Annotated in this window: 18 protein-coding genes; 8 read left to right on the top strand and 10 right to left on the bottom strand. The window is 66.6% G+C overall.

All coding sequences use genetic code 11. The annotated features are described in order from the left end of the window. Window positions 1-329 precede the first annotated feature (329 nt). The 4 genes from glnK (at window position 330) to sutA (ending at window position 2,979) form a co-directional block, all read left to right on the top strand. Window positions 330-668, top strand: coding sequence for a P-II family nitrogen regulator (gene glnK / locus PCA10_RS27410; RefSeq protein WP_003457590.1), 339 nt, complete (start codon window positions 330-332; stop codon window positions 666-668). Between the two features lie 34 nt (window positions 669-702). Next, window positions 703-2,022 carry an ammonium transporter gene (locus PCA10_RS27405; RefSeq protein WP_016495351.1) on the top strand — a complete coding sequence of 440 codons (1,320 nt, stop codon included), beginning with the start codon at window positions 703-705 and terminating at the stop codon, window positions 2,020-2,022. A gap of 137 nt (window positions 2,023-2,159) precedes the next feature. Further along, window positions 2,160-2,585 carry a secondary thiamine-phosphate synthase enzyme YjbQ gene (locus PCA10_RS27400; protein WP_016495350.1) on the top strand — a complete coding sequence of 142 codons (426 nt, stop codon included), beginning with the start codon at window positions 2,160-2,162 and terminating at the stop codon, window positions 2,583-2,585. A gap of 76 nt (window positions 2,586-2,661) precedes the next feature. Next, complete coding sequence (gene sutA, locus PCA10_RS27395; RefSeq protein ID WP_016495349.1) at window positions 2,662-2,979, top strand: transcriptional regulator SutA; 318 nt, start codon at window positions 2,662-2,664, stop codon at window positions 2,977-2,979. Between the two features lie 202 nt (window positions 2,980-3,181). Here the strand turns inward: sutA and PCA10_RS27390 are convergent, their stop codons facing one another. The 6 genes from PCA10_RS27390 to lptM are packed head-to-tail and all read right to left on the bottom strand — an operon-like array spanning window position 3,182 to window position 7,750. Beyond that, window positions 3,182-3,886, bottom strand: a complete 705-nt coding sequence (locus PCA10_RS27390; protein ID WP_016495348.1) for an HAD family hydrolase — start codon at window positions 3,884-3,886, stop codon at window positions 3,182-3,184. Then, on the bottom strand, window positions 3,883-4,779 hold the full coding sequence (gene xerC, locus PCA10_RS27385) for a tyrosine recombinase XerC (protein ID WP_016495347.1): 897 nt from the start codon (window positions 4,777-4,779) through the stop codon (window positions 3,883-3,885). The genes PCA10_RS27390 and xerC overlap by 4 nt, the downstream gene beginning before the upstream one ends. Before the next feature lie 26 nt (window positions 4,780-4,805). After that, entirely contained in the window at window positions 4,806-5,510 is a 705-nt protein-coding gene (locus PCA10_RS27380; protein WP_016495346.1) for a DUF484 family protein, read from the bottom strand. Beyond that, window positions 5,507-6,337 (bottom strand): diaminopimelate epimerase, encoded by an 831-nt coding sequence (dapF, locus tag PCA10_RS27375; RefSeq protein WP_016495345.1) that lies wholly within the window; start codon window positions 6,335-6,337, stop codon window positions 5,507-5,509. The genes PCA10_RS27380 and dapF overlap by 4 nt, the downstream gene beginning before the upstream one ends. A 10-nt stretch (window positions 6,338-6,347) precedes the next feature. Then, window positions 6,348-7,595, bottom strand: coding sequence for a diaminopimelate decarboxylase (lysA, locus tag PCA10_RS27370; RefSeq protein WP_016495344.1), 1,248 nt, complete (start codon window positions 7,593-7,595; stop codon window positions 6,348-6,350). A 14-nt stretch (window positions 7,596-7,609) separates the two neighbouring features. Beyond that, complete coding sequence (lptM, locus tag PCA10_RS27365; protein WP_016495343.1) at window positions 7,610-7,750, bottom strand: LPS translocon maturation chaperone LptM; 141 nt, start codon at window positions 7,748-7,750, stop codon at window positions 7,610-7,612. A gap of 140 nt (window positions 7,751-7,890) precedes the next feature. Here lptM and PCA10_RS27360 point away from each other — a divergent pair, with 140 nt between their 5' ends. From PCA10_RS27360 to rnk, 4 genes are all read left to right on the top strand, one after another. Next, on the top strand, window positions 7,891-8,934 hold the full coding sequence (locus tag PCA10_RS27360; RefSeq protein WP_016495342.1) for an AraC family transcriptional regulator: 1,044 nt from the start codon (window positions 7,891-7,893) through the stop codon (window positions 8,932-8,934). A gap of 11 nt (window positions 8,935-8,945) precedes the next feature. Further along, window positions 8,946-9,278 carry an iron donor protein CyaY gene (cyaY, locus tag PCA10_RS27355; protein ID WP_016495341.1) on the top strand — a complete coding sequence of 111 codons (333 nt, stop codon included), beginning with the start codon at window positions 8,946-8,948 and terminating at the stop codon, window positions 9,276-9,278. After that, window positions 9,259-9,462, top strand: coding sequence for a DUF1289 domain-containing protein (locus PCA10_RS29880; protein ID WP_081664019.1), 204 nt, complete (start codon window positions 9,259-9,261; stop codon window positions 9,460-9,462). The genes cyaY and PCA10_RS29880 overlap by 20 nt, the downstream gene beginning before the upstream one ends. Window positions 9,463-9,606: 144 nt before the next feature. Further along, window positions 9,607-10,014: a nucleoside diphosphate kinase regulator gene (gene rnk, locus PCA10_RS27350; protein ID WP_016495340.1), complete on the top strand. Its 408-nt coding sequence runs from the start codon at window positions 9,607-9,609 to the stop codon at window positions 10,012-10,014. A gap of 73 nt (window positions 10,015-10,087) precedes the next feature. On the opposite strand, the gene PCA10_RS27345 is transcribed toward rnk, so the two are convergent. The 4 genes from PCA10_RS27345 to PCA10_RS27330 all read right to left on the bottom strand — a co-directional run bounded on the left by PCA10_RS27345 (window position 10,088) and on the right by PCA10_RS27330 (window position 14,250). Then, on the bottom strand, window positions 10,088-12,925 hold the full coding sequence (locus PCA10_RS27345; RefSeq protein WP_016495339.1) for a class I adenylate cyclase: 2,838 nt from the start codon (window positions 12,923-12,925) through the stop codon (window positions 10,088-10,090). Between the two features lie 105 nt (window positions 12,926-13,030). Continuing rightward, complete coding sequence (locus PCA10_RS27340) at window positions 13,031-13,273, bottom strand: TIGR02647 family protein (RefSeq protein WP_016495338.1); 243 nt, start codon at window positions 13,271-13,273, stop codon at window positions 13,031-13,033. 81 nt (window positions 13,274-13,354) lie between these two features. Beyond that, complete coding sequence (locus PCA10_RS27335; RefSeq protein WP_016495337.1) at window positions 13,355-13,633, bottom strand: hypothetical protein; 279 nt, start codon at window positions 13,631-13,633, stop codon at window positions 13,355-13,357. Further along, a complete protein-coding gene (locus PCA10_RS27330) occupies window positions 13,630-14,250 on the bottom strand; it encodes a P-loop NTPase family protein (RefSeq protein ID WP_016495336.1) in 621 nt (206 codons plus the stop codon). The genes PCA10_RS27335 and PCA10_RS27330 overlap by 4 nt, the downstream gene beginning before the upstream one ends. Window positions 14,251-14,252 lie beyond the last annotated feature (2 nt).

Below are 14,252 nucleotides of genomic sequence, written 5' to 3'. Positions count from 1 at the left end.
GCAGTGCCCTGGGGCGTCGCGCACCGCTTTGGTGCGATCCATCCGTCGCTTTAATCGTGCCGGGAGGGCATGGGGCCAGTATCTGCTTGAAAAAACGCACTTTGTACGGTTCTGGCAAGGATTCTGCTTGGAGGTAAGCGACGCATGCACTGATGCAGTTCCGGTGCACCGGGCGAGGCGGGGGAGTGTTTCGCCAGACGCGGTTGGTTGACGTCGAAGGGCCATGCCAAGGCCTTCGGCGCGTTACAAAAGCCAGACACTGCGCTTAGACTTGAGCCGGGTTCGCGTTTTTCCTGGGGCAAGTCAACCAAACACGGGAGAGAGTTTTCATGAAGCTAGTCACCGCCATCATCAAGCCTTTCAAGCTCGACGACGTGCGCGAGTCGCTGTCGGAGATCGGCGTCCAGGGCATTACCGTCACCGAGGTCAAGGGCTTCGGACGGCAGAAGGGTCACACCGAGTTGTATCGCGGCGCGGAATACGTCGTTGATTTCCTGCCGAAGGTGAAGATCGACGTGGCGATTGCCGACGATCAGCTGGATCGCGTGATCGAGGCCATCACCAAGGCCGCCAACACCGGCAAGATCGGTGACGGCAAGATCTTCGTAGTCAATCTGGAACAGGCCATCCGTATCCGTACCGGCGAAACCGGCACAGACGCGATCTAAGCCGCCGAACCCCAACGCCCCAGGAGAAAACAACATGACTCTGCGTAAAACCGCAGGGCTAGGAGCCCTTTTGTCCCTCGTCACCCCCGGCCTGGCCATGGCCGCCGACGAGGTCGTACTGAACAGCGGTGACACGGCGTGGATGCTTACCGCCACGGCACTAGTCCTGTTCATGACCATCCCCGGCCTGGCGCTGTTCTACGGCGGCATGGTGCGTTCCAAGAACATCCTGTCGGTCATGATGCAGTGCTTCGCCATCACCGGCCTGATCAGCATCCTCTGGGTGATCTACGGCTACAGCATCGCGTTCGACACCACCGGCATGGAGAAGGGCGTCGTCAACTTCAGCTCCTTCGTGGGTGGTTTCTCCAAGGCCTTCCTCAGTGGCGTCGGCGTCGACAGCCTGGTGGCGGCCTTCCCCGAAAGCGTCTTCATCACCTTCCAGATGACCTTCGCGATCATCACCCCGGCGCTGATCGTGGGTGCATTCGCCGAGCGCATGAAATTCTCCGCCATGCTGATCTTCATGGCCGTCTGGTTCACCCTGGTCTATGCCCCGATCGCCCACATGGTGTGGAGCGGTGACGGCGCCCTGATGTGGGACTGGGGCGTGCTGGACTTCGCCGGTGGCACCGTGGTGCACATCAACGCCGGTGTCGCTGGCCTGGTTGCCTGCCTGGTGCTGGGCAAGCGCAAGGGCTACCCGACCACCCCGATGGCTCCGCACAACCTGGGCTACACCCTGGTCGGCGCCGCCATGCTCTGGGTAGGCTGGTTCGGCTTCAACGCCGGTTCCGCCGTAGCCGCCAACGGCACCGCCGGCATGGCCATGCTGGTCACCCAGATCGCCACCGCCGCCGCCGCCCTGGGCTGGATGTTCGCCGAGTGGCTGACCCACGGTAAGCCGAGTGCCCTGGGCATCGCTTCCGGCGTGGTCGCCGGCCTGGTCGCCATCACCCCGGCCGCCGGTACCGTCGGCCCCATGGGCGCCCTGATCATCGGCCTGGTTGCCGGCGTGATCTGCTACTTCAGCGCCACCAGCCTGAAGCGCAAGCTGGGCTACGACGACTCCCTGGACGCCTTCGGCGTACACGGCATCGGCGGTATCGTCGGCGCCCTGCTGACCGGCATCTTCGCCGCTCCGGTCCTGGGTGGCTTCGGCAGCGTCGACGACATCGGTGCGCAGTTCTTCATCCAGCTCAAGGGCGTGGTCGTGACCGTGCTCTACACCGGTATCGTGACCTTCGTGATCCTCAAGGTCCTGGACGTGGTGATGGGCCTGCGTGTGAACGAAGAGGAAGAGACCGTCGGCCTCGACCTGGCTCAGCACAACGAGCGCGGCTACAACCTCTGATCCCGATGATTTCCCCGTTCGGCAGTTGCCGGCGGGGAGCGCGGAAGGAAAGCCGAAAGGGCGCCGAAAGGCGCCCTTTGTTTTTTCAGCGGCCGCGCTAAAATGCCGCCCGTACGAGCCGAGACAGGCATTTGCGGATGTGGCAGCAGACCCTGATCACCTTGCGCCCGCGACCACGTGGCTTCCACCTGGTCACCGAGGACATCCTTGCGGCACTGCCGGAACTGCGGCGCTGTCGCGTCGGTCTGTTGCACCTCTGGCTGCAGCACACCTCGGCCTCCCTGACGGTCAACGAGAACGCCGACCCTGCGGTGCGGCGTGACTTCGAGCGATTCTTCAATCGCCTGGTGCCCCAGGGAGAAAACGGCTATGAACATGACTACGAAGGGCCGGACGACTTGCCCGCGCACTTCAAGGGCAGCCTGCTGGGCTGTCAGCTGAGTCTGCCGGTCAAAGACGGGCAGTTGGCGATGGGCACCTGGCAAGGTGTCTACCTGGGTGAGCACCGCGATCAAGGCGGTGCGCGCCGGGTGTTGGCGACCTTGCACGGCGAGGCGCCCTGAATTTTTTCCGGCAGCGTTAGAAAGCTGGCGCAGCTGGGCTATAACTAACCTGCTTTGGCAAGGCATGAGGTAGAACATGAGCGACGAAGAACTGGAACAAGACGAGCTGGAAGCGGCCGACGAGGACGACGGCGAAGAGCTGGCTGCAGCCGATGATGGTGATAGCGACGACGATGGCGAGGCCCCTGCCCCTTCCTCCGGGAAGAAGGCCAAGGCTGCGGTCGAAGTCGAAGAGATGCCCAGCATCGAAGCCAAGCAGAAAGAGCGCGATGCCCTGGCCAGAGCCATGGACGAATTCCTGGCGCGCGGCGGCAAAGTGCAGGAGGTCGAACCCAACGTGGTCGCCGACCCGCCGAAGAAGCCGGACAGCAAGTACGGCAGCCGCCCCATCTGAGGCCGGCACCCGTCGAAAGAGCCCGCCATTGGCGGGCTTTTTCATGGGCGCGAGTCGTGTGGGTGTGCTGGCGGAGGATTTGTGTAGGGGCGATTTCAATCGCCAAGGGCTGCAAAGCAGCCCATGACCTCGAAGGGCAGGCCTACGACCTGCTTGGCGAATGAATTCGCCCCTACAGGAAATGGGCGAGCAACCGGTTGCGTCAGTGCCAGCGCGCCCAGCGCGCCAGCACCTCGGGCAGTTCCCGCAGGCTGGCGATCTCGGCGTCCGGCAGTCTCTCGCCGCTCCATTCCTTGCCCAGGGGGTTGAACCAGATGGCGCGCAGGCCGGCCCGGCGGGCGCCTTCGATGTCGTCGGCCGGATGGTCGCCGATGTGCACGGCTTCGCCGGCGCTGACGCCTCCGCGCTTGAGCGCTTCGAGGAAGGGCTCCGGGTCGGGTTTGCCGATGCCCAGTTCCTCGGCGCAGAGCGCGAACTTGAAGTAGTCGGCCAGGCCCAGGCGACGCACGTCGGCGTTGCCGTTGGTGATCACCCCGAGGCTGTAGCGGATCGCCAGGCGCTCCAGGGTGGGCACGGTATCGGGGAAGAAGGTGATGCGATGGCGGGCCTGGAGCATGGCCTGGAAGGCGCCCTCGGCCAGGTCGATGGAGTCAGCGACCGAATAGCCGACGCCTTCCAGGGCGCGGCGCAGGGTACGCCGGCGCAGTTCGCTGAGGCGGTGCTTGAGGCCTGGCTCGGCGGCGAGAATCTCCCCCCGGATGGCCCAGAGGTGCTCCACCGGCAGGGTGCCCAGGGCCGGGGTATGTTCCATCAGCCAGTCGCGCATGGCCGATTCGGCGCCCTCGATTACCGGGCGGTTGTCCCAGAGGGTGTCGTCCAGGTCGAAAGTGATCAGCTGGATGCTCATTCGTCCGCTCCCCGTCGCTTGGCCCGTGGATGGGCCTGGTCGTACACCGAGGCCAGGTGCTGGAAATCCAGGTGGGTGTAGATCTGGGTGGTGGAGATGTCGGCGTGGCCGAGCAGTTCCTGAACCGCCCGCAGGTCCTGGGATGACTCCAGCATATGGCTGGCGAAGGAATGTCGCAGCATGTGCGGATGCAAATGCTGGCCCAGTTCACGTACCCCGGCCTGGCGCACCCGCAGCTGGATGGCGCGAGAGGACAGGCGGCGGCCCTGCTGGCTGATAAATACCGCTGGCTCGGCCGGGTTGGCCATGGCGCGCAGCGGCAACCACTGTTCGAGCGCATCGCGTGCCTTGCTGCCCACCGGGAGTTCGCGGGTCTTGTTGCCCTTGCCGCGCACCCGCACCAGGCCGGCGGCGAGGTCGAGGCCATCGAGGTCCAGGCCTACCAGTTCGGACAGGCGCAGGCCCGAGGAGTAGAAGAGCTCCAGCACGGCCTGGTCGCGGCGGGCGATGAAGTCGTCTTCCACCGCGCCATCCAGCAGTTGCTGGGCACGGTCGGCATCCAGCGCGCGTGGCAGGCGGCGAGCGCCCTTGGGCGCGGCGAGTCCGTTGGCCGGGTCGTGGCGGCAGCGGCCTTCGCGGATCAGGTACTGGTAGAGGCCGCGCACAGCCGAGAGCAGGCGCGCCAGGCTGCGGCTGGACAGGCCGTCCTGGTGCAGCCGGGCGACGAAGCCGCGCAGGCTGCGAACGTCGAGGTCCCGCCAATCGGCGATGGCGTACTTCTCGCAGAGCGCGCGCACCTTGAGCAGGTCGCGGTGGTAGCCGTCGAGGGTGTGGGCCGAGACCTGGCGCTCGCTGCGCAGGTGGTTCAGGTAGGCATCCAGGTCGGCTTGCATGGGACTTCCTTGAACGGTGTGGCGGGCTATCTCACTGAACGCAGCGGGGTGGCGAAGCGCGGTAGCACGCGGGCCAGGACCTCGGCGATGTAGCCGAGGAACAGGGTACCCAGGGAGCTCTTGTAGTGCTGCGGGTCCGGGCTGCCAATGGCCAGTACGCCATGCAGGCCCTGGTAGGTCAGGCTCACCACGGCCGCGGAACCGACCTGGTCGCGCTCGTCGGTGCCGAAGAGGAACTCCAGCTCGTGGCTGCGCAGTACACCGCAGATGGTCTTGCCGCCGGCCAGCAGGCCGCCGATGCTCTGGTGCGCCTCCGCGGCGCTGACGCTGCGGCCCACCGGCAGGGTGTTCTCGCTGAACAGGATGAGACTGACGAAGGGCACCTGGAACTCGTGGCGCAGGCTGTCTTCCACCGCGCCCACCACTTCTTCCAGGCTGGATGCATCGAGCAGGTCGAGCACCAGGCGCCGGGTCTTGTCGAACAGGCGATCGTTCTCCCGGGCCACGTCCATCAGCTGCGACAGCCGATGGCGCATCTCGATGTTGCGTTCACGCAGCAGCTTGACCTGGCGCTCCACCAGGGACACGGCCTCACCCGGCAAGTGCGGGATGCTCAGCTCGGGGATCAGTTCGTCATGGTGGACGAAGAACTCCGGATGGTGGCGCAGGTAGGCGGCCACCGTCTCGGCGTCGAGGTGTTGCGGCGGGTCCTGGTGCTGGTCGTCGGTCATAGGCGAACCTGTCCTTCGAATACGCGGACGGCGGGTCCGGTCATCATAACGGGGTGCCCCGGCCCGGCCCACTCGATGGAGAGTCGGCCGCCCGGTAGCTCGAGCTGCAGCGGGGAATCCATCCAGCCCTGGCGGATCGCCGCCACCGCCGCCGCGCAGGCGCCGGTGCCGCAGGCCAGGGTTTCCCCGGCGCCGCGTTCCCAGACGCGCAGCTTGGCCTGCTTGCGGTCGACGACCTGCAGGAAGCCGACGTTGACCCGCTGCGGGAAGCGCGGGTGGTGTTCCAGCTTCGGCCCCAGTTCGTGTACCGGCGCGCTGGCCACGTCATCGACGCGCAGCACGGCGTGGGGGTTGCCCATGGAGATGGCCGCCAGCTCGACAACCTGGCCGTCCACTTCCACCGGGTAGCTCAGGGCCTCGGCGTCGGCGACGAAGGGGATCTGTTGCGGCACCAGGCGCGGCGGACCCATGTCCACGGTGACCTGGCCGTCGGGGCGCACATCCAGTTCGATGATGCCGCCCTTGGTCTCGACGCGAATGAGCTTCTTCACCGTCAGGCGCTTGTCGATGACGAAGCGGGCGAAGCAGCGCGCACCGTTGCCGCATTGCTCCACTTCCGAGCCGTCGGAATTGAAGATGCGATAGCGGAAATCGACGTCCGGGTTGGTCGGCGCTTCGACGATCAGCAACTGGTCGAAGCCGATGCCGGTGTTGCGGTCGCCCCACTGCTTGGCGTGCTTGGGCTGGATATGGGCGTGCTGGCTGACCAGGTCGAGGACCATGAAGTCGTTACCGAGGCCGTGCATCTTGGTGAAGCGCAATAGCATGGATGCGCCCTCACTGCGGCAGCAGGCTTTCGCCGGCATAAAGGTCTTCGATCATCTCGCGGCGGCGCACCTCGAAGGCTTGCTCGCTGTCCACCAGCACCTCGGCGGCGCGGCCGCGGGTGTTGTAGTTGGAACTCATCACGAAACCGTAGGCGCCGGCGGAGCGAATCGCCAGCAAGTCGCCCTCGGCCAGCACCAGATTGCGCTCACGGGCGAGGAAGTCGCCGGTTTCGCAGATCGGGCCGACCAGGTCGTAGGTGCGCTCGATGCCGGGGTGGGGTTGCACCGGCACCACGTCCATCCAGGCCTCGTAGAGGGCCGGGCGGATCAGGTCGTTCATGGCCGCGTCGATCACGGCGAAATCCTTGTGTTCAGTGTGCTTGAGGTATTCCACCTGGGTCAGCAGAACGCCGGCGTTGGCGACGATGGAGCGACCCGGCTCGAACAGCAGCTCGAGATTGCGACCCTGCAGGCGCTGGCGCACGGCCTGGATGTACTCGCCGGGCAAAGGTGGCTGCTCGTCGCGGTAGCGCACGCCGAGGCCGCCGCCGAGATCCAGGTGGCGAATGGCGATGCCGCGTTCGCCCAGGCGGTCGATCAGGTCCAGGAGGCGGTCGAGGGCATCGAGGAACGGCGCGAGGCTGGTGAGCTGGGAACCGATATGGCAGTCGACGCCGATCACGTCGAGGTTCGGCAGGCTGGCGGCCTGGGCGTACACCGCTTCGGCTTCGTCGATGGAGATGCCGAACTTGTTCTCCTTGAGGCCGGTGGCGATGTAAGGATGGGTGCCGGCATCCACGTCGGGGTTGACCCGCAGGGATACCGGAGCCTTCACCTCCATGGCCGCGGCCACGTTCTGCAGGCGCTCCAGCTCATTGCGCGATTCCACGTTGAAGCAGTACACACCGGCCTCGAGGGCGCGGCGCATGTCGTCACGGCTCTTGCCGACGCCGGAGAAGACGATTCGCTTGGGCGCGCCGCCGGCGGCCAGCACGCGTTCCAGCTCACCGCTGGAAACGATGTCGAAGCCTGCGCCCAGGCGCGCCAGCAGGTTCAGCACGCCGAGGTTGGAGTTGGCCTTGACCGCATAGCAAACCATGCTCGGCGTACCGGCCAGGGCATCGGCATAGGCGTTGTAGCCAGCTTCGATGGCGGCGCGGGAATAGACGTAGGTGGGCGTGCCGAAGCGAGCGGCGATATCGGACAGCGCGACGCCTTCCGCGAACAGCTCCCCGTCGCGGTAAGAGAAAGCCTCCATGGCGGCTCCCCCGGTCAGTGGATGTAGACGTCTTTCTGGTGTTCTTTCGCTGCTTTCTCGTCGTCAGGCATGTAAAGCGGGCCTTTCTGGCCACAGCCGGCCAGCAGACAGGCAACGGCGAGCAGGGCGACGAATGGGGCGTGGAGTCGCTTCATGACGGAGTCCTTGCAGAAAACGTGAATTGTTCCGGAGTATACCGACCCCCCGGCGCCTTGCCTATGCGCCGGAATTCCCGTCCGGCGTGGCTTGCGGGCCTCTGCGGGGCTAGCATTGGCGGCTTGAAAAAGGAGAACCCATGGACAACGCCGCATCCTTTGCCGGCTCGGTCTCGGTCGCCTATCTGCAGGGCCTGGTGGAGCATGTTGGCCAGGCAGGAGTCAGCGCCGCCGAGCTGCTCGGTCATGTCCAGCTGACCCCCGCGACCCTCGCCCAGCGCGATGCGCGCATCGCCGCCAGAGCGTACCTGGAACTGCTCGGCCAGGCCGAGCGGCTGTCCGGCGACCCACGGCTGGGCCTGCACCTGGGCGAGGCGGTGCGACCGGGTTACTACGGCGTGCTGGGATACTTGCTGATGAGTTGCGCCACCCTGGCCGACGCCCTGCACCGCCAGGCGCGCTATGCCGCGCTGGTGGGCGACCTGGGCCGCGTCAGGCTGGCCGATGAGCCTTCCTGCGAGGGCCTGGAACCCCAGGTGGCGCACAGTTGGGAGCCATTGCTACCGCAGCAGCGCGCCTTGTTGGCCGAGGAGACTCTGGCGGGCTGGGTGACCTTCGGCCGCTGGATCACCGGGTTGGACATCCCGCCCACCGAGGTGCGCTTCCAGCACCCGGAGCCGGCCGACACTTCCGAGCACCGGCGGATCTTCCGTTGCCCGGTGCTGTTCGGCCAGGCGGACAACGCCCTGGTGTTTCCCCGGCGCCTGCTGGCCACGCCCCTGGGCCAGGCCGACGCCGAGGTGCGCCGGCTGTTCGACGGCTACGCCGAACGCCTGCTCGGCGAGCTGCGCAAGGGCAGCAGCGTGCTGGACCGTGCCCGTGAACTGCTGGCCGCCCAGCTGTCCGCCGAAGGGCCCGACCTGGAGCGACTGGCCGCGGCCCTGGCGTTGAGCCCGCGTACCTTGCAGCGCCGTTTGCGCGAGGCCGGGTTATCCTTCAGTGCGCTGGTGGACGAGACGCGCCAGCAGTTGGTGCTGCACTATCTGCGCGATCCGAACCTGGAGCTGGCCGATATCGCCTTCCTGGTCGGTTTCAGCGAGCCCGGCTCCCTGGGTCGCGCCTTCCGTCGCTGGACCGGACAGCACCTTGGCGAGTACCGTCGCCAACCCTCCCCAATGCCCTGAGGTAAACCCTGATGAGTTTGAGCGAAGCCCGATTCCATGACCTGGTCGATGCCGCGCAGTCGCTGGTGGAAGACGCATTCGATGACTGCGACCTGGACCTGGACCTGGAGAACAGCGGCGGCGTGCTCACCGTGCGCTTCGAGAACGGCACCCAGGTGATCCTCAGCCGCCAGGCGCCGCTGCGCCAGCTCTGGGTGGCCGCGCGCTCGGGTGGCTTCCACTTCGACTACGACCAGGCGAGCGATCGCTGGATCTGCGACAGCAGCGACGAACCCCTGGGTGAGTTGCTCAGCCGCGTGACCCGCGAACAGGCGGGCGAAGACCTTGAGTTCGACGACCTCTGACCCTGCACCCGCGGCGCCGCAGCCGTCGCCCTGCATCCGACGCTGCTGTCTGGATGATGCCGACGTCTGTGTAGGCTGTGGCCGTACCCTGGCGGAAATCTGCGAGTGGGGCCAGGCCAGCGAGCCGCGCCGCCGCGAAATCTGCGCCGCCGCCGAACGGCGCCGGCGACCGACACGCGGTTGACCGGGCGGTCTTGCCAATGGCCGGCACCCTGACGTACTGTCGGGCTTACCGGCGGTATTCGACCGACCGGACAGAATCTGAAACCCCGCCTTCGGGCGGGGTTTCGCTTTTTTCGCATGCAGCACAAGGAGTCGCGCCTTCGCCATGAACACCCAGCCGCCCATCACCATTACCCGTCTCGACCTGCAACGCCTGGAGCGCCTGCTCGACAGCCTGGAGGAGTACGGCCCTGCCGCCGAGGCGCTGGAGAGCGAGCTGTCGCGTGCCCAGGTGGTTGGCCATGATGAGGTTCCGCCTGGCGTCGTCACCATGAACTCCCGCGTGCATTGCCGCGAGGAAGTCAGCGGCAAGGACTACCACCTGACCCTGGTCTACCCGGAAGACGCGGGTGGCGAAGGCACGGTTTCCATCCTCGCCCCGGTGGGCAGCGCGTTGCTGGGCCTCACCGTTGGCCAGCACATCGACTGGCCGGTGCCCGGTGGCAAGACCCTCAAGCTGACCTTGCTGGGCGTCGAGTACCAGCCCGAGGCGGCCGGCGAATACAACCGCTGATCCCCGCCCGACCAGGGGCCGTGGGAGCGAATTCATCCTCGATCGAGATCGCTCCCGCAACACCCACGCCGCTTCAGCTATCACGCAACGCGCGGTTCAACCGATCTTCCAGCTCGACCTTGTAGCGCAGGTAGTGGACCGTCTGCGCCTGGCCTTTGCCGGGCACCCGCGACAGGTCCAGGTCGGTGATGTAGCAGGGATAGCGTTCCGGCTCGCGGCGCTGGGCGAGGATGTGCCGGGCTACGGCGGCGAACAGGCCCGCGCCATATTCCAGCTCGGAAAATTCCCGGTGGTTGCAGTAGAGGGTCACGTGGACCAGGCCCGGTTCCGCCGGCTCGACGATGGCCTGCACGTCGTAGAAGGGATGGGAAACCGCCGCCGAAGGCGCCGCGCGCCGCTCCAGCTTGCGGCCCTGGCGCACCACTTCGTAGTAGATGATCTCCAGCGCCGCCGGGGTCTGCGGGCTGTCCAGCGGCAGCAGGGCGTTGCGCCGGTAAAGCAACGACTGCAGGAAACGCTGCAACGGCGTCAGCAGGCTCTGTTCGTCGCGGTACGGCAGGCGCTGGCGCCACAGCGCGTTGTGCTCGTCCAGCAGGTTGATCTCGGCGCTGTCGCCGTCCACCCGGTAGAACACCTGGATGCAGTCGGGGCGGCCTACCGGCAGCACCAGCGCCAAGTCCTGCTCCGCGAGGGCGTGGCGGTCCAGTTGCAACGGGCTGTAGCCCGGCAGGTCGCGGCCCAGGTGCTCCACCAGCGCCGGCAGGTCGGGCAGGCTGGCGTGGCTGACCCGGTTCGGCTCCAGCTGCAGCACATGGAAACGCTGCTGGATCTGCAGCAGGAAGCGCGGCACGCCGGCGGCACCGAGCAGCGCCTGGGTTTCGTCGAAGAGTTCCTGCACGCGTTGGGCGATGGCCTGGGCGCGGTTGCGGCAGAAGCAGCGCACCCGCAGTCCGGGCCGGCCGCGATCGGCGGGCAGGGCATTGAGGTAGTCGCCGAGGCAGGCGAGCAGGGCGTCCGCACCTTCGTAACGGCTGACCAGCAACTCGTTCCAGCTGTTAAGGCTGACCTGGTCGATGGTGACCACCAGGTTTTCGCGCACCCCGGAGTAGCCCAGGGCGTCGGTGCGTTCGGTGGTCAGGTGCTGGTTCTTCTGGCTGTGCTGTCGTAGCGGGTCGATCCCGACGTTCACCAGCAGCAGGACCTCGGCCGGCACCCCGGCGCGCAGCAAGGCGTTTTCATCCACCGCGCCCTGGGGCTGGGGGAAGGATTGCTGCAGGCTGGCCAGGAGGTTGAGCAGTTCGTGTTCGCTGAGATCGCTGGTGCCCGGGTGCAGGGAGAGGCGGGTGCCGCTGTCGATCACGCCGTTGCGGTGGCACCAGGCGAGCAGCGGAACCAGCTCGCGGCTGCGCTTGATCGGGGCGAAGTCCTGCCATTCGAGGGCATTGAGGCTGCCGGAGTAGAGCGCCCACTGGGTGTCGCCAGCGGCATCCGGGCTTGGGCATTGCACCAGGGTGAGGGTGTCTTCGGCGATGTCCGGGGCGATCCCGGGGTTGATGAATTCCACCTTGCCGGCCTTGCGCTCGAAGGCGGCGTAGAGGCGTCGGCCGAGCACGCCCAGGTCACGGCTGCTGAGGGTGCCGCTGGCCTGCTCGGTGCGGGAGAACTGGGACAGGAAGCGGTAGCTGTAGGTCAGCTCGTTGACCAGGGCGCGACGCTCGGCCAGCACCTGGCGGACTTTCCACTGGCTACGGCTGTCGAGCATCGCCAGCTGCCGATGCTGCCAGTGCCACTCGGCCGTCAGGCGCTCCAGCAGCAGGCGCTGCCAGCTCTTGCTGCGGTTGCGCGGCGGGCGGCTGAGCTTCTTGTTCACCTTCAGGTAGAGGCAACGGCGGATCAGCTCCAGGCGCTCGGTCTCGTTGCGCCCGCGCAGGTATTCCTCCAGGCGGCGGTAGACCACCATGTAGGGGTCCAGCTCGTCCAGGTCCAGGCGGTTGGCGTAGACCGCCTCCTTGAAGCGCAGGGACAGGCAGGCCACCCGTGGGTGCTCGCTGGCGTAGACCTCGGTGAGCAGCAGCTTGAGCACCGACTTGTAGGGCGACTCGATGCCCTTGTAGAGCTGCCACATGCTGGCGCCGATGAATTCGCCGGGTGGGATCTGCGCAAGGTGGCCGAGGTCGAGCACCTCGTCGGCACGGATGAAGCGCTTGGACACCAGGGTCTGGGCGTACTCGGCGTAGCGTGCCTCCTCGTACACCGGCACCAGCCACCAGAGCGGGGTACGCCCGGCCAGCCAGATGGCGGTGCGGTAGAACTCGTCCAGCAGCAGGTAATGCTGGGTGGTGCCGCAATCATCGGAGGTCAGGCGCGCCTCGCGCGCGCCCTGGGTGAAGCGTTGCGGATCGATCAGGAAGAAGTGCGCTTCGGCGCCCTGGCTCGCGGCCCATTCTTCCAGGGCGCTGCACTTGCGCTGCAGTTCGGCGGTGGCGGCGGCGTCCAGTTCCGGCGCGTGGCAGACCCAGATGTCCATGTCGCTCTGTTCGGCCTGGGCGATGGTGCCCAGGCTGCCCATCAGGAACAGGCCGTGAATCGGTGTGGGTTGCGGGCCGCGGCGCGGCTTGTAGGCAAAGGAGCGGGTCAGCCGCTGGGCTTCGGCCAGTAGTTCGTCGTCGGGCTCGAAGGCGGCGACCCCGGCCGGCGTGGTGCCGGAGACATAGCCCGGCAACAGCGGGTGATTGACGTGGAACAGCAGCGGCAACAGCTTGAGGACCAGTTCCTGGCGCGTGGACAACGCCTGCATGGCGCGCGCCAGGCGGCCGCTGTTGACCTTGAGGAAGCGGGCTCGCAGTTGTGCGAGGACCTTGCGGTCGATGCCGTCGTCGATATCCGGGCGGATTTCCTGGGTGCGCGTCATGCTCTGCTCATGTCCCGATGCTGGCGGCCTGGCCGGCAGCATTTGCTACCGGCAGGCGTCCGCATTGTATCGCCTGGAATGTCGCCGACTTGAGCAGCGGGAAAGTCAGGCGGGTTCGGGCAGGAGGATGGTGCGCAGGGCCTGGACGTGTTCGGCGGCGTCCAGGCCAAGGCTGGTCAGGTAGCCGCCATCGGCCTGGGTGATCAGGCCTTTCTGGTGCAAGCGCATCACCGCGGCCTGGGCCTTGGGATTGGCGCTGTTGTGGACCTTGATGCCCTCCTGGGTGTTGTCCAGGTTGAACAGGGCCAGCAGTTCGAATTCGGCAATGAGTTCGGGGGTGAAGACCATGGTCGCTCCTTGTTCTTGTTGTACCGCAAAGGCCGGCGCTTGTGCCGGCCGGAATCTGGAGACTTTGGAGTGTAGGTGACGTCAGGCCTGATCTTCCGGCAGGTCCGGTAGCGCCCGCAAGGCCCTTTCGTACCATTGACCGTCGAATGGGCGGTCGGCCTTGAGCATGGCGTCGATCTCGTGGGCCAGGACCAGGGCCATCAGCTGGAGGATTTCCTCGCGCTCGTAGCCCACCAGGGTGAGCTTGTTGAAGGTGGCGCGGGCAGCGGGCGGCTCGTCGGCCTCGATCTGGTTCTCGATGGCCTGGATCAGGGTGCTTTCGGCGAAGGCTTCTTCGCCATCATCAATGTCGTCGGTCATGGCGGGGTTCTCGGTTGCGATGGCGGGAGTGTGCCATGCCCGGGGCGGGACTGCTGGCGCAGTGCGTGCAGGAAGGCCCTGACTTCCCGGCGTGAACCCAGGCGTATGCGGCGGATGCCCGCCAGTTCCGGATTCTCGTGCTCTTCGCGAAAGCGTTCGCGGTAGAGGGCGTGACGGGTCCAGCCCCAGAGGATGATGGAGCGGTTGGGGTCGAGACTGAGGAGGTTGCCCAGGCGTTCGCGGTTGCCGTTCCACAGGCGCGTGCGCAGCAGCACCCGGCTGGCGCTGCGCAGCACCAGGTTGCGCAGCACGTCGAGGCGCGGTGGGTCGAGCCAGATCTGGGTGTCGGCGCGGGCCAGCACTTCCGGGCGCACGGCGCCGTAGCTGCCTTCGACTATCCAGCGTTCGCCGGCCAGGGCGTTGGCGACGCGGCTGCGGAACTCCCCCCTGGGCAGGGGCTGCCAGCCGGGCTGGTGGAAGATCGCGTCGAGCTCGATGTGCGGGTGGTCCAGCAAGGCGGCAAGCGCGCGCGCCAGGGTGGTCTTGCCCGAACCCGAGCAGCCGACGATGGAAATGCGCTGGCCGGGCGAACCCGGCCAGTCGTGTTGCCTGTCCATGG

This window comes from Pseudomonas resinovorans NBRC 106553, from assembly GCF_000412695.1.
Lineage (GTDB): Bacteria > Pseudomonadota > Gammaproteobacteria > Pseudomonadales > Pseudomonadaceae > Metapseudomonas > Metapseudomonas resinovorans_A.
The sequence above is the reverse complement of the archived record's forward strand: the minus strand, read 5'-3'. Positions and strand labels throughout refer to the sequence as shown.

Excerpts from the sequence above, each read along its gene's own strand:
- glnK (WP_003457590.1), top strand. The coding sequence starts at position 330 with ATGAAGCTAGTCACCGCCATCATCAAGCCTTTCAAGCTCGACGACGTG.
- PCA10_RS27405 (WP_016495351.1), top strand. The coding sequence starts at position 703 with ATGACTCTGCGTAAAACCGCAGGGCTAGGAGCCCTTTTGTCCCTCGTC.
- PCA10_RS27400 (WP_016495350.1), top strand. The coding sequence starts at position 2,160 with ATGTGGCAGCAGACCCTGATCACCTTGCGCCCGCGACCACGTGGCTTC.
- sutA (WP_016495349.1), top strand. The coding sequence starts at position 2,662 with ATGAGCGACGAAGAACTGGAACAAGACGAGCTGGAAGCGGCCGACGAG.
- PCA10_RS27390 (WP_016495348.1), bottom strand. The coding sequence starts at position 3,886 with ATGAGCATCCAGCTGATCACTTTCGACCTGGACGACACCCTCTGGGAC.
- xerC (WP_016495347.1), bottom strand. The coding sequence starts at position 4,779 with ATGCAAGCCGACCTGGATGCCTACCTGAACCACCTGCGCAGCGAGCGC.
- PCA10_RS27380 (WP_016495346.1), bottom strand. The coding sequence starts at position 5,510 with ATGACCGACGACCAGCACCAGGACCCGCCGCAACACCTCGACGCCGAG.
- dapF (WP_016495345.1), bottom strand. The coding sequence starts at position 6,337 with ATGCTATTGCGCTTCACCAAGATGCACGGCCTCGGTAACGACTTCATG.
- lysA (WP_016495344.1), bottom strand. The coding sequence starts at position 7,595 with ATGGAGGCTTTCTCTTACCGCGACGGGGAGCTGTTCGCGGAAGGCGTC.
- lptM (WP_016495343.1), bottom strand. The coding sequence starts at position 7,750 with ATGAAGCGACTCCACGCCCCATTCGTCGCCCTGCTCGCCGTTGCCTGT.
- PCA10_RS27360 (WP_016495342.1), top strand. The coding sequence starts at position 7,891 with ATGGACAACGCCGCATCCTTTGCCGGCTCGGTCTCGGTCGCCTATCTG.
- cyaY (WP_016495341.1), top strand. The coding sequence starts at position 8,946 with ATGAGTTTGAGCGAAGCCCGATTCCATGACCTGGTCGATGCCGCGCAG.
- rnk (WP_016495340.1), top strand. The coding sequence starts at position 9,607 with ATGAACACCCAGCCGCCCATCACCATTACCCGTCTCGACCTGCAACGC.
- PCA10_RS27345 (WP_016495339.1), bottom strand. The coding sequence starts at position 12,925 with ATGACGCGCACCCAGGAAATCCGCCCGGATATCGACGACGGCATCGAC.
- PCA10_RS27340 (WP_016495338.1), bottom strand. The coding sequence starts at position 13,273 with ATGGTCTTCACCCCCGAACTCATTGCCGAATTCGAACTGCTGGCCCTG.
- PCA10_RS27335 (WP_016495337.1), bottom strand. The coding sequence starts at position 13,633 with ATGACCGACGACATTGATGATGGCGAAGAAGCCTTCGCCGAAAGCACC.
- PCA10_RS27330 (WP_016495336.1), bottom strand. The coding sequence starts at position 14,250 with ATGGACAGGCAACACGACTGGCCGGGTTCGCCCGGCCAGCGCATTTCC.